This window comes from Billgrantia antri (genome assembly GCF_017868935.1).
Classification (GTDB): Bacteria; Pseudomonadota; Gammaproteobacteria; order Pseudomonadales; family Halomonadaceae; genus Halomonas; species Halomonas antri.
Window position 1 is genome coordinate 2,726,779 of record NZ_CP053383.1, and the last position, 14,276, is coordinate 2,741,054.

A 14,276-nucleotide genomic window follows, 5' to 3' on the forward strand; every position below is an offset into this window, starting at 1 on the left:
GGTCATTCTCCTTACCCAATAAATGCCGCAATGGCGTCAGTTGCTCGCTTGTAGCACCGGGTGGCAAGATTTTTCCTTCCAATCGACTGCCTGATTACCCCAGCAGAGCCAGCACAGTCTGAGGCACCTGGTTCGCTTGGGCCAGCATACTCGTTCCAGCCTGCTGCAGGATCTGCGCCTTAGTCAGGTTGACGATTTCTGACGAGTAATCAGCATCCATAATGCGAGAAACAGCGCTACTGGTGCTGATTTTTTGCTGCTGCAGATTCTCGATGGAACCCTCGAAGCGGTTGTGCAAAGCACCAAGTCTGGATCTGTGCTGGTCTAAAATGCTCAGGGCAGAATCGAATTTTTCCAATGCACTCGAAGCCCCCCCTCGTGTTTCTAAACTGACAGCAGCGATACCCAGGGAGCGAGCATCAGCTGGGGCGGGATCTATTGTGACCTTGCTTAGCCCCTCCCCGAATTGAGCATCGACTACAATATCGACTGGTTTACTAATAGGGGTAGGCTCAGGAGGATCGTCGACCCAATCAAACTCCTCAATGACAAAGCTGCCTTCGCCTGTCACCATAACAAAGAGCGGCTCAGTAATATGGTCGATATTTAATGTTTCAATAGTATCCTTGGGCGTAGCAGGATTGCCATCACCACTATAGCTCAAGGTCATCCCATTGTACGTTAACGTACGAGGATTGCTTCGATCAAAAAAGCCCGACCCATCCAGCAACAAGGAATCGTCGTATTCCGCATCAGCTTCAAATCCGTTCGAGGAGGTGAAAACCTTTTGCTCGACATCCTCCCCCGAATGTATGTCTACAGTCGAACTGGACCACGTGCTTTCCGCGCCAAGAGAAGTTCCGATCAAGTGTTTTCCATCTCGAGTAAATATCTGCAAGTCATCGTTCATGCCCAGGTCATCTATGCGTATGGAGAACTGTGCCACATCAGTCGGGATAAAACCTAGAGGTATAGATCCCGAAGTCTGCGGCATGCCGATTTTTGGATCGACATCTCGAACGCTCGACACATTACCAAGTTGGTTATCAACTTGATGCGGCTTGGCAGGAGCCAGGGGATACTTATCGAAAATCTCTGTTTCATAGGCGATTTTATCTATCTGATCGCGCAAGTGATGAAACTCCCGTTGAACAGCACCACGATCGGCTGTCGAGAGTGTTCCATTCGCCGCCTGTACGGCTAATTGCCGACCGCGCTGTAGCAGCTCGTTGATATTATCCAGCCCTCCATTGGCGGTCTGCAGCAATGAAATGGCATCGCTGATACCACGCGTCACGGTATCGTTTGCCCGTAGGTTTGCCTCCATTCGGTTGGCAATACCCAAGCCGGCTGCGTCATCCTTCGCACTGTTGATGCGCAGGCCAGAGGAAAGGCGCTCAATGGAAGTCGCCAGATGGGACTGGGATCGCTTGAGGCTGGATTGCCCCGTAAGCGAAAGAAGGTTGGTGTTGATGGTTGCCATGAAGGAAGCTCACCGCGCCTAGGTCGTTTCTCCCCTTATCGGCCTAAGCGCGCTGAGCTTTAGGAATCACTTAAGAAAAAGGCGTTTCGGCACACTTTTGAATCGATGCGGTCCCAAGCCTTGTTATTACGTCCCGGGAGGGCTCACACTGGCTCCCCGCCAGTTGGTCCAGCAAACGGGCCGCACCCTGCGGCCCCTCACACTCCCTCTGCCGCCCCGCCGACAAGGTTGGATGGTGACGGATTCCCGTAAACATGCGCCCTTCTCGGCTCATCCGGTCAAGGCTATCAGGCGGGCTGCCTTGCATATTCTGTCCATACCTTACGGAGATCCTTTTCTTTTATTTTCTTCTTGAGCTTGAACAAGCCTGCCGTATCAACCCTCTCAATAGGCTCAAGGAAATCGAGAACAATGTGATAAACAGGGCGGTCCCAGAAATCGTGGATGAATATCCTCGCCTCGTCCGGATCAACGCCGTGGCTCAGCAAGTGCTGTATTGCCGTGATTACGCAGGCAACCCGGAAACGACCGTCAACGAGAATCAGATCGAAAGGACTGTCATGCGCCAAGATCGCGCGGCTGTAATTTTGAAACTTGCCTGCTGCGTCGAGCGAGGTGGGGTAGCCCCACTCTCTTGTCGGACCGATGTCAACGACCTCGACTTGGCAGCGTTCACCCAGAGACTCCTTGAGGGCTGAAACCCAGTTGGCATCACTTTCCACACCGTATGCAGTCAATCCGGCATTGACTGCCCAGACGGTTGACCCCCCCGAGCCAAACTCAAAATACCGCTTGGATTCTTTCAGAGCAGCCTCGAAGAGACGCCTCTCGGCATCCGACATATGAGGAGCCTCGGGAAGACGTGGCTCTACTTCGCCCTCATTTTCCAAGGTAACTGGTTGAGCCTCATCCGTATTTTTTTTGTCACCTTGGCTCACTTGTTTTTCAATGGGCAAGGTTTCTGCAGACAAATAGCGCGAAGCGAGTTCTTCATCCACGCCCTGAAGGAGAGAAAAAGCCGCATCCTTGGCGCCAAATACAGTATGAAGCAGAAACGCAAGTTTGGTCTTGGCGGCTTGACCGAGACAAGAAAGTCGGTGGCTATCGGGCAAGAACAGAGCATCCGCCGATACTAAAGCCGTACCAGGTAAGCTATTACCTTGCAAATCACCGTCTAAAAGTCGCGCGTGATTCAGATCATTCAAACGGTAAAACTGAAAGCCATGCTGACTCAGCCATCGTTGCACATCAGCAAGCTCAGGCTGGTGTTCATGTGTCGGCTGGAAAACGACACGCACCTGTATCAGCAAGGTATCGACTAGAGCTTTCTTGCCATGTTCAAGAATGGTTATGGCATCACTAAGGTCATCCAAGATCAGCCAATCTAGGCTTTCCAGCCCTTCGATGCTGTCCAGAGAAACAGTATTGATGGGCAATTGAGTCAATACCCTAGCCCTTTGGGCATTGGCACCAAACTGCTGATCGACAGATAGCGGTTTCAAGGTGGCACTAAACGCTGGTTCGAGGCAAGCATACAGGGTCGCGGGTTGGCCATCACCCAGCACGGCATGCGGAAATACCTGAACATCATCACTGCCCTCGAAGCGCCCCGGATTCTCCACGCGGCTGGCCGGATCGAAGGAAACGATACCGAAGGCATTCAAACGGCGCAGAGCATCGAAGCCATCTTGCCTGACCAATTTGGCGCTGTTGTCGAGAGCGATAATCCTGCCAGGCAATTTCCAGTTGTAGCCGCTCTCTTCCTTCTCTGGGGCATACTGAAAGACCACTGGCTCAGATTCCCCCTCGAACCAGGCCTCACCCTCCTTATCGAAGGTCAGTGCCGCGGGTGGCTTGCCTTCACAATAGCGCTGCCAGATGGCACGGATAGCATCGGTGAAGTGTGTAGCAAAACGCTGCGCATCACATACTGGTGACTCGAGCAACACCTGTCGCAGGTGCTGGCGAATCGTCGCAAGACTATCCAGATCTGAGGCCAACTCTACGGCACGCTCTTGATACTCATCCCAGCTATTGACTACCAACTCCGGCATTCCTGCATTGATCAAGTGGGTAGCGCTGTGACGGCCGGCAAAGGTAGGCCCTGGCATGGTAATTACCGGCACGCCCATCAAGAAAGCCTCACACGTCGTCAATCCACCGGAGTAGGGCCACGGATCTAAAGCGATATCCACCCTTTGGTAAGCTGCCAGCAGATCCAGATGGCTAGAGGGGCCTTCAATGCACAATCGATCTTCAGTTATACCATAAGAGTGCAGAATCTCTTTGACGCTCTCACGAAGCTCCTGGCTATCAAACTGTAGACTTTTCAAAAAGAGTCTCGAGTTAGGCAAAACCTGGAGAATTCCTGCCCAGCAACCCAAAATCTCCTTATTTATTTTTTTTGCATTATTAAAACATCCGAATGTTATATACCCATTTCTAGCCGCAGGAAGAGAAGACACCTCCGGGAGATATGGAGGAGGTGTATAACAAATATAATCATCTGGCAACCTTACAAGCTTTTCAGTATATTTATTGTCCACCCCCACAGGAGTCTCAATATTATCAGAGATCAAATAGTCTATAGCTTCAACGCCTGTAGTATTGATCAGGCCACCCACCCACTTGACAATGATTGGGGCAGGTTCCATTGCCATGGCCATGACCTTGTTTCCAGCATTATGCCCAGCCAAGTCGACAAGGATGTCGATGCTATCATCTTTAATTTTATCAGCCACCCCTTTATCATCGAGGTGATCTACTTGGAACCAAGATTTTGCTATCCTCTTGAACCTATTTGTCAAATAATCCACATGATTAGTAGTAGTGTAGAAATAAAACTCCAACCCCTTGCCATAGCAGTGCTCTAAGGCAGAAATGGTCATCTGCCCTACTGGATGGTTTCGAAAGCCATCCGATACCATTCCAACCCGTATGGCTTTATCCGGACGCTTATCGCTTGCCTCTTGACGTTGCACGACCAAAGCCTTTGCATATTTATCATTCCATTGCCGGCATACTTTCTCTATCTCTCTTCCAGTATAGGCTGGATGGTAATGCATAGTCGTAATCAAATTAGAGAATGCCAATGGCGTGGCATTGGGCATCGACATTGCCTTTTTATAAGCAACAATACTCTCATCAAGAAGCCCAAGATCGTTCAAGGCATTACCATAGTTATTCAGCAAAGCAGGATCATCAGGAGAAATGGCAAGGCCTTGCCTATAACAATCCAACGCCTCAGAGTAGCGATGCATTGCTACCAACACTATGGCTTTAAATGATATATAAACCACATTCTTTGGCTGAAGCTTACAGGCTGACACTATGTAATTTAATGATTCTTTATTTTTATTCTTTTTATGCAGCAAATATGCCATTCCATGCAAGGCTTCGGCATAATCCGGCTTTTTCTCCAAAGCCTTCAGTAGCGATGCTTCTGCAGCCTCCGCTTGGCCCAGACGGTGCTGTAATTCGGACAGTCTCCCATACACCTCATGATCAGCACACCCGTTTTCGATCAGGTAATGGAAGTGTCGAGCCGCCTCTTCCAACTGACCTTCACTCATTAAGCTAATAGCCCATGCTTTGCGATACGAAGGGTTATCAGGAGATCTTTCAAATCTCTGCTTGACCCTTGTTACACTATAATCTTTGTTCTTTTCTAGCGTCTGTACCGTAGAAGACTTCCGGCTTTTTCTCATGCTCTGGCTCATGAAACACCTAATCGACAGCTGGGCTATCGCAGCAGCATAGCAAGAATGGTAGCCTCTCAAAGCGTGGAAAAGCGCATGCTAAACAGCATAAAAAAGCAGACCCCTAGAGGGGTCTGCTCGATGAACCACTGTAGATCGCAGTCCAACCGGATGATTAGCCCAGCAGGGACAGCACGTTCTGCGGCACCTGGTTGGCTTGCGCCAGGACGGAAGTTCCAGCCTGCTGCAGGATCTGCGCACGGGTCATGTTGCTGACCTCAGAAGCGTAGTCGGCATCCTCGATGCGTGAGCGTGCCGCCGAGAGATTGGTCTCGTTGGTCTGCAGGTTGGTAATGGCCGACTCGAAGCGGTTCTGGATCGCACCCAGATCAGAGCGCAGAGTATCGACCTTCTTCAACGCCGCATCCAGTTGGCTCATCGGGTCAGCCGTGGCACCGCTCAGCAGATCCTTGGCGCTCAGCGTGCTGCCATCCAAGGTAAAGCCAGCGGTGTTGGCGGTAGTGGTGATATTCGCATCGGCCGGCTCCAGCGCAATCTGGAACGTCTTCGGGGTCCCAGTTTCAACTTCGAGCCCCTGCAAATTCAATGCTGTAGTTTCTGAAGCGCTAGCGGCAGTAATTGTTACATCCACGTACCAGTTACCCGCTTCATCTACTTTTGCGGTAGCTTGGTTAGTGATAGAAGTTGCTGCAATGCCAAGCTCAGTAGCCATTGCAGCAGTAAAATCGTTAACAGTGGTGGTAGTGATGCTGGTAGCCGTGCCGTAAGCAGATTCAAAGGCAGCAGTAGCCGTTGCGCCACCAGCGGAAGCCAGAGAAGTCAGCGTGCCCTGGGCACCGTTGACGTTGAAGCTATCCAGGCTCAGGGTGCTGGAAGTGATCTTTTCCAGGCTGATGCTGATGGATTCCCCATCGTTGGCGCCAACTTGGATAGAGAGGCTCTGGTCCTTACCCAGCACCTTGACGCCGTTGAAGTCAGTCTGCTCGGAGATGCGGTCGATCTCGGTCAGGCGCTGATCGATTTCAGCCTGGATGGAGGCGCGGTCGTCGGCGGAGTTGGTGTCGTTCTGGGACTGAACGGCCAGCTCGCGAATACGCTGCAGGTTGTCGTTGACCTGGTTCAGGGCACCTTCGGCGGTCTGCGCGACGGAGATACCATCGTTGGCGTTACGCTGGGCCTGGGCCAGACCGGTGATCTGGGCGCTCATGCGGTTGGCGATGGCCTGACCGGCGGCGTCGTCCTTGGCGCTGTTGATACGCAGGCCTGAGGAGAGACGCTCCATGGCGGTAGACAGAGAGTTCTGCGACTTGGCCAGATTCTGCTGACCGATCATTGCAGTAATGTTGGTATTGATCACTGACATGGTGTCATTCCTTCTTGCGTTGAGGGCTCCATTGGTGGGCCCACTGAACCTTGGTTTTGCTGGCCCAGCATCTCGGGCCTACCTCAACGGCGCCGTTGGCCGTTACCCTAATTAACGGCACCTGGCGCCAGGACTTTAGGGTTTGGATGGAAAAATTTTCGTTTGGCGTTGACACCCTTCTTGCGGGCAGGCGCCAGCGAATCAATATCAGCCTGACGAGCTCCACAAAAGACGAGACTTGCGAAAGCTAGGGGGTGGGCAGAACCATCCATAAAAAACGCCGCCAGGCAGAGCCTGGCGGCGTTTTTCTAATACCGGTTAACGCTTACTTCGCCCGAGCTGGGCATTCATCATATCGAACTGCTGGATCAGATAGGAGCTGGTCTGATTCATCTGTGCAATCATGCCGTCCAGCTGGGAGAACTGCTTGCGATAGCGTTCGATGGTGCGCTCCACGCTCGCCTCCATACGCGTAAAGCGCTCATTCAAGCTCTCCACCCGACTTTCGGCACCCTCGATGGCATTACCGATCATGCCCTCGTCGTCGAGGATCTGCTCCAGAGTGGCACTGAACTGGCCGGCCATGCCGGTCTCGTCGCTTTCCCCGGCGAAGAAGGACGCCACCGACGCAGGTGAGTCCGCAATGGCGGCATCCAAGGTCTCCTCGTCGACCTCCAGCCTACCCTCCTTGTTCAGGGAGATGCCCAGATCCGATAGCAGCGTATAGTCGCCGCCCGGCACGCTGCTGGTCAGGTCACGCACCATACGCGATTCCAGGGTGCGAACGGTACGATCACCGATCAGCTCTCCCGACGAAGCCCCATCGACACCCGGCTTGATCATGCGGCCAATGGTTGACTGCAGCTCATTGTAGGCGGCCACCCACTTGTTGACGGCCTCCTTCACCGACCCTTTGTCGCGGGCAACGGTCAAGCTAAGGGTATTGCCCTCGGCCTCGGGCGTGAGCGTCAAGGTCACACCCTGGATGGCCTCCTCCACGGTATTGGTGGCACTAGTGATGTCGATACCATTGATCGTAAGGCTCGCATCCTTACCCGCCCGGGCCGTTGCGGCATCCTCACCCAGCGTGACACCGGTCGATAGTCCCGCGAAGGTCATCCCGGTAATGCCTGCATCGACCCCGGTCTCCCGCGAGGAGAGTACCAGCCGATACCCGGCGCCGTCGTTGATGATGGACGCGTCGACCCCGGCGGCCTCGTCGGCGTTGATGGCATCGCGAATGTCTTCCAGCGTGCTGCCTGCATCCAAGGCCACCTGATGGGTACTGCCATCGCCGAAGGCGAGATCCAGGGTCGCGCCGGCATCCGTGAGCCCGGTCTCGAGGCTGTCCACGCGGGTCGTCGCCAGCGTACCGGCGGTAGCAATGCTGGTCACCGTCACGTCATAGCGGCCAGGGCTCGCCTTGTCGCTGGCCGATGCTGACATGCCATCACCCTGCACGGAAGCAGTGAGTTTCTGGTAAAGCGCCGTGTCGTTAAGTGACTGCGCCGCACTCTGCAGCTTGTCGACACCTGCCTTCAGCCGGCCGTAAGCGGAAATCTTGGCCTCCTGCTGAGCCTTCTGCTGAGCAATGGGCTGCAGCTTCTGCCGCTCGGCACTGCGCAACTGGTCGAGCAAACCGTTCAGATCCAGCCCTGAGCCAATACCGAGTGAGGAGATCGTCGCCATTTTTTCACTTCCCTGGTGGCAGAGATAAGGAGTTAGTACCGCTATCGACCGCTATGCCGAGAACTTTAGCGCTTCCTCTGCTTTTTTTTTGCTATCAGCGGGTCGCGTCCTTGCAACCCGCCTCGTTTCGAGCCTTCAGGCGTGGGTAAGCCGACGCTCGCTGAGCTTGAAGCCCCCCACGGCCTCGGCCAGCCTGTCGGCCTGGTCCTTGAGCTGCTCGGCGGCGACGGTGGACTCCTCTACCAGGGCGGCATTTTGCTGGGTCATGCGGTCGAGTTCGGCCACCGCCACGTTGACCTGGCCAATGCCGTCGCTTTGCTCACCTGCCGCCACGCTGATTTCGCCCAGCACCTTGGCCACGCGGCCAACACCCGCAACCAGCTCCTCCATGGTGGTGCCGGCCCGCTGGACCAGCTCGGTGCCCGAGGCCACTTTCTGCCCCGACGCTTCGATCAAGCCACGGATCTCGCGTGAGGCTTCGGCGCTGCGCGTGGCCAACTGGCGCACCTCACCCGCCACCACGGCAAAGCCCCGGCCCTGCTCGCCGGCCCGGGCGGCTTCCACCGAGGCGTTGAGCGCCAGCAGGTTGGTCTGGAATGCGATGCCGTCCATCACCTTGACGATGTTGCCGATGCGCTCGGAGGAAGCCGTTATCTCGGCCATGGTGGTCACGACCTGCCCCACCACTTCGCCACCGCGAGTCGCAACCTCGGAGGCGGACTGCGACAGTTCGCTGGCATGACGGGCCGAATCCGCGGTGTGCTCGACGGTGCTGGTGATCTGCTCGATGGAGGCCGAACTCTGCTGCAGGCTCGATGCGGCGTTCTCGGTGCGACGGGAGAGGTCCTGACCACCAGTGGCGATTTCACCCGCCGCCACGGTTACCGACTCGCTGGCATCGCGGATGGTCAACATGACGTCCTCGATGCGCGAGACGAAGCGGTTGAAAGCAGCAGCTATCTGGGCCACCTCATCGCGCCCACTCTCCGGCAGGCGCCGGGTGAGATCACCTTCGCCACTAGCAATATCGGTCATGGCATCGCGAATCACCTGTAGCCGGCGGAACATGATCTTGAGCAGGGTTCCCAGTACCAGGAAGGTACCGACCACTACCAACACTAGGGTAATCGCCGAGCTACCCAGCACAGCCCGAAGGCCGGCGGTGGCTTCGCGCTCGTCCAGTGCGATGACCAGCTGCCAATCGGTACCCTCGATTGGCATACCTCGCAGCCGCTTGTTTCCGCCCTGCAGGGCCAGCCGAACCGGGCGCTCGGTGCCAATGCTCGAGACAAAAAAATCACCGACGAAGACATCGCTGAGGCGGGCAGCCGGCTCCAGGGTCAGCTCGGCATCGGGATGGGCCACCAGGGTGCCATCGGCAGTAACCAGGAAGGCGAAGCTGGCCGGCGTAGGGGCGATGGCGTCGACGATGGAGACCACCTTGTCAATGGCGATGTCGCCACCGGCAACGGCCACCAGACGACCATCGCGATAGAACGGTGTCGCAATGGTGACGATCAGTCCGCCGGTACTGGCGTCAACATAGGGCTCGGTGACCACGGTGGACTCCTCCTCCACCGCCTTCAGAAACCAGGGGCGCTCGCGGGGATCATAGTCGGCCGGCGGCTCCCAGCCATCGGAGAAGACGCCACTGCCGTCGCTGGCATCGGCCAGGTAAGCCGAGATGAAGCCGCCGGCAGCTGCCGCCTGGCGTAGCCTCGGCAGCGGGTCGTCACTCTGCACTGCGGGTTCCAGTGCCTCCAGCATGCCGGCACGGGCTTGCAGCCACTCACCGATGGCCAGCGCGTTGCCTCTAGCCTCGGCGGCCAGGTTCTGCGCCACTTGACGGTCATTGTGATGCTGGAAGGTGAAGTAGCTGATGGCGGCATTGACGATCAGTGCCACGGCGATCACAGCGGCCGTAGCCGCCAGGAGTCGGATTCTCAGGGAGGAAAGCATGCAGGTCTCACGGTTAACTCAGGATGCATTGGCCGGTCCCCTCCCTGGGCCGGGGCTGAGAATACATCGGCTACGAGAGACAATACTTTAGGCTTACACTCAGCTTTTGCTCCTACCTCACTCACCGAGCATGAATGATCACCTCGACTCGACGGTTCTGGGCCCGCCCCTCTCCGGTGTCGTTGCTCGCCAGGGGCCGGGTGTCGGCTAGGCCCACCGCCCGCAGGCGCTGCGAGTCGACGCCGGCCCGCTCCAGGGCGTGCACGATGGCAATAGCCCTGGCACTGGAAAGTACCCAGTTGGAGGGAAACTCGTCGGTCTGGATCGAGCGGCTGTCGGTGTGGCCCTCCACGGCAACCTCGCCATCGTGGCGCTGGATAACCTCCATCAGACGCTGGATGAGCGCCTCACCGTCAGCGGTCAGCTCCGCCGTTGCGGTGGGAAATAGCAGCCGATCCTCCACGCGCAGCTTGATGCCTTCCGCTACTCTGGATATTTCGACACCCTCCAGATCAGCCAGGAAAGGCGCGTCGTCCAAGTCTTGAGCCAGCGCCTGTTGGAGTGTCTGGGAAGCCGCAATCGCTTGCGGGTCGATCTGGCGCGCGCTGCTCGGCGGGCGGTCGGTCAGCACCAACACGAAGTCGCCCTCGGGTTTCGGCAGGTCGCCGTTGGCCGACAGGATCGGCTGGAGTTCGTTCTTCAACGGCACTGGCGCCTGAATCAGCATAAACGGTGCAGGCTCACGCTGTTCCAGCAGGGCCAGCGGTGTCGGCGGAGCGATAAAGGCAACACGCCCGCCCGGCTCGGTGCGACGCGGCAGCCCCGCCACTCCCAGCGCCGCCGAGATCGCCGACTGGCTCAACCGGCCGAGAGCCGGGCGCGGTTCGGCCGGTACGGGCAGTGCTTGGGCCATATCGCTGGGTAGCGCCTGAGCCAAGTCGCCGGGTAGTGGGATGGCAAAGGGCACGTGCGCAGCGAGCGACGTCGCTTCGTCATCCGGCTGCCCGGCGCTCGTCAGCGTGAAGATGAGCACCAACAGCGCCACCAACAGAGTCATGATGTCCAGATAGCCGATCATCCAGGTGCTGTCCTGGTCGTGATCGTGGTGGGTCGGCATCAGCGACTCGTGGCGCATGGGACCACGATGATCTCCACTAGTGGAATGCAAAGGACTCATCGAGACGGCTGTCGATCCGAGAGTGGGAGTGACGGTCGGAGAAAGATACCTAGCCTAATGGTTCGCCGCCATGGGTGAAGCGACGAAAAGCGGTCCCTTAAGCCGGTTCCTTGCCTGGCCAGACCCGTTTTAGGCGTCCTGAGGCGTCACGTCGCTTCGAGAGAGATAGCGACTGGCGAAGAGGTCGGCCGGTACCGGCTGGCCGGTGAGGTAGCCCTGGATAAGTTCGACCCCATGCCGGGCCAGGACATCGCGCTGTGCCTCGGTCTCGACCCCGACGGCAGCAAGGCGCAATTCCATTTCGCGAGCCAATCCGGCCACCGCGGCCACTATGCCCGCACTGCCCCGCTGCCCGCTATCCAGGCGCTGCACGAAGCGGCGGTCGATCTTGACCATGCTGATCGGCAGCTCCTGAAGATAGCCGAACGAGGCATAGCCCGTGCCGAAATCATTGATGGCAACCTCGCCTCCCAGGCGTCGCAGCCGCTTGAGCACGACGGCCGCCTGGTGCGGCTTTTCCAGCAGCGTACGCTCGGCGATCTCGAATCCCAGCAGGCCTGGTGGCAGTTTGTGTTCGTTGAGCTTGGTGGCCACACGCACGGGCAGGTCATGCTGCCAGAATTGGCGCGCCGAGAGATTGATACTGACAGGAACCGGCCCGGCACCAGAGGCACCCCAGGCGGCCAGTTGCGCGCAGATCTGCTCGAGGATGTACTCATCGAGCTGCGGCAGCAACCCCGCCCGCTCGGCCAGCGTCACGACGCTGATCGACGGTACGCTGCCCAACAGCGGGTGGTGCCAGCGCAGCAGCACCTCGGCACCGCGCAACCGGCTACCGTCACGCTCGAACATGGGTTGATAGTGGAGCTGCAAGCCCTCGCCGTTGGCGAGCGCTTCGCGCAGGGCGGTCTCCAGCGCACGCTGGCGATCGTCCTGGAGGTTCATCTCGTTGCGGTAGAGGCGGTAGCCGTTGCGTCCTTCCTGCTTGGCCCGGTACATGGCGACATCGGCGTTGTGCACCAGCGATTCCGCCGTCGAGGCATCGTCGGGGTAGAGGCTGATACCCAGGCTGCAGCCGAGGCGGAACTCCTGCCCTTCAAGCACGCAGGGCTCACGCACGGCCTCTACCAGGCGCCGGGCCACCCGGACGACTTCGTCGACCTCCTCCAGATCGGGTAGCAAAACGAGGAACTCGTCGCCGCCGAGGCGGGCCAGGGTGTCATCCTCTCGCAAGCGAAGCTGCAGCCGCTCGGCGATCATCACCAACAGCTCGTCGCCAAAGGCATGCCCCAGCGCATCGTTGACCTCCTTGAAGTGGTCCAGGTCGACGAAGATCACGGCGAGTCGGCTCTGATTGCGATGGGCGTGGCGTATCGCCAGCTCCAGGCGGTCTTCCAGCAGGCGACGATTGGGCAGCCCGGTCAGGGCGTCGTAGTAGGCCAGCTTGCGGATGCGATCTTCGTTGTCTCGCAAGTGCGTGATGTCACTGAACAGAGCAGCGTAATGGGTAGCCGCACCGCTGTCGTCAGTGATCGCCGTGATCGTCAGTAGTTCCAGGTAAAGCTCGCCGCTCTTGCGTCGATTCCAGATTTCCCCGCGCCAGTAGCCGCTGCGCTGCAGGGTGTCCCACATCTGACGATAGAAGGCTCCGTCGTGACGTCCCGACGACAGAATGGCGGGCGTCTTGCCGATCACCTCTTCCGCGGTATAGCCGGTCATGTGGATGAAGGCGCGGTTGACGAATTCGATGCGATTGGCGGCATCGGTGATGATGATGCCTTCCAGCGAGGAGTCGATCACCCGCTCGGCCAGTTGACGGTTCTCCCGCGACTGGGCAAGCGCACGGTCGCGCTGCTCCAGCGCGTGGCGCAGGTCCTGCATGTAGAGATGCTCGGCCCCCGCCAGCATGTCGCGGAAGCCCAGCAGCCCCACCACTTCGCCGGCCTCGTCCAGCACTGCCAGATGTCGCACGCGATGCTCCATCAGCAGATCGCGCGCGGCAATCAGGGTATCGTTCTGGCGCACCGTCAGCAGGGGACGACTGGCAAGCGAATCGATCGGCGTATTGCCCGGATGGCGCGCCACGAACCTCACCAGGTCGCGCTCGGTCAGTATGCCCAGCTCGCCGCCGTCACACTTGACCACCACGGCGTCACACTCGGAGAGCCGCATCGAACGCGCCGCCTGAGCGAGGCGCTGCTCGCCTTCCAATACCAGCGCTCGCTGGCGCATGGCCGCCTGCACTTCGCGCAGCCTCAGGTAGGGTTCGAGCCCCTGGTTCAGGGCCACGTCGGTCTGCGACACGATGCCTACCGGTGATCCACCGTCATCGACTACCAGGAAATGCCGCCTTCGCTCGGCACTGAACCGCAACGCGGCTTCACTGACCGGCATGGACCGTGGCAGGCTCGCCACCGGCTGGCTCATGACCTGGGAAATCGGCAGGCGCACGGCATCGGGGTCAGCGAAATTGACTGCCAGTGCATCGTGTTCCGTCCAGATCCCCAATGGTTGCCCTGACTTGACCACGATGATCGAGCTGAACTGGCGCGCCGCCATGCGCTCGGCAGCCATCCACAGCGGCGTCTCGGGCTCGCAGGTAAGGAGCCCGGTTTGCATGATGCGTTCGACGGGTAGCTCTTGGCTCATGGCGCCTCGCTGGCTGGATACTGCTACTTGAATCGCGTCAACGGCGACCCAAGAGCAACCTGCACGCGTCCCTGCACGCTTCAGGATTCCTGCCTGTCTGGAAAGGAAACATTCGAGAATGTAGCCAAACCGTAACTGCATTTTATCTACTTAGGCTGACTTTGCATCAACGCAGGGAAAAAAAGACCAACGCTACGCGTAGAGGTGAAAAAAGATGGCCGGATCGCTAAAGTCGTC

7 protein-coding genes are annotated in these 14,276 nt (G+C 57.8%); all 7 read right to left on the reverse strand.

All coding sequences use genetic code 11. The features are described 5' to 3' along the window. Positions 1-94: 94 nt before the first annotated feature. Positions 95-1,483, reverse strand: coding sequence for a flagellin N-terminal helical domain-containing protein (locus HNO53_RS12610; protein ID WP_209472565.1), 1,389 nt, complete (start codon positions 1,481-1,483; stop codon positions 95-97). 287 nt (positions 1,484-1,770) lie between these two features. Continuing rightward, positions 1,771-5,202 (reverse strand): O-linked N-acetylglucosamine transferase, SPINDLY family protein, encoded by a 3,432-nt coding sequence (locus HNO53_RS12615; protein ID WP_209472567.1) that lies wholly within the window; start codon positions 5,200-5,202, stop codon positions 1,771-1,773. A 154-nt stretch (positions 5,203-5,356) separates the two neighbouring features. Next, on the reverse strand, positions 5,357-6,565 hold the full coding sequence (locus HNO53_RS12620; protein WP_209472569.1) for a FliC/FljB family flagellin: 1,209 nt from the start codon (positions 6,563-6,565) through the stop codon (positions 5,357-5,359). Between the two features lie 318 nt (positions 6,566-6,883). After that, positions 6,884-8,254, reverse strand: coding sequence for a flagellar filament capping protein FliD (fliD, locus tag HNO53_RS12625; RefSeq protein WP_209472571.1), 1,371 nt, complete (start codon positions 8,252-8,254; stop codon positions 6,884-6,886). Positions 8,255-8,389: 135 nt separating this feature from the next. Next, positions 8,390-10,213 carry a methyl-accepting chemotaxis protein gene (locus tag HNO53_RS12630; RefSeq protein WP_209472573.1) on the reverse strand — a complete coding sequence of 608 codons (1,824 nt, stop codon included), beginning with the start codon at positions 10,211-10,213 and terminating at the stop codon, positions 8,390-8,392. 121 nt (positions 10,214-10,334) lie between these two features. Next, positions 10,335-11,348, reverse strand: coding sequence for an OmpA family protein (locus tag HNO53_RS12635; RefSeq protein WP_242597418.1), 1,014 nt, complete (start codon positions 11,346-11,348; stop codon positions 10,335-10,337). Positions 11,349-11,519: 171 nt separating this feature from the next. Continuing rightward, entirely contained in the window at positions 11,520-14,039 is a 2,520-nt protein-coding gene (locus tag HNO53_RS12640) for an EAL domain-containing protein (RefSeq protein WP_209472577.1), read from the reverse strand. Between the last annotated feature and the right edge of the window lie 237 nt (positions 14,040-14,276).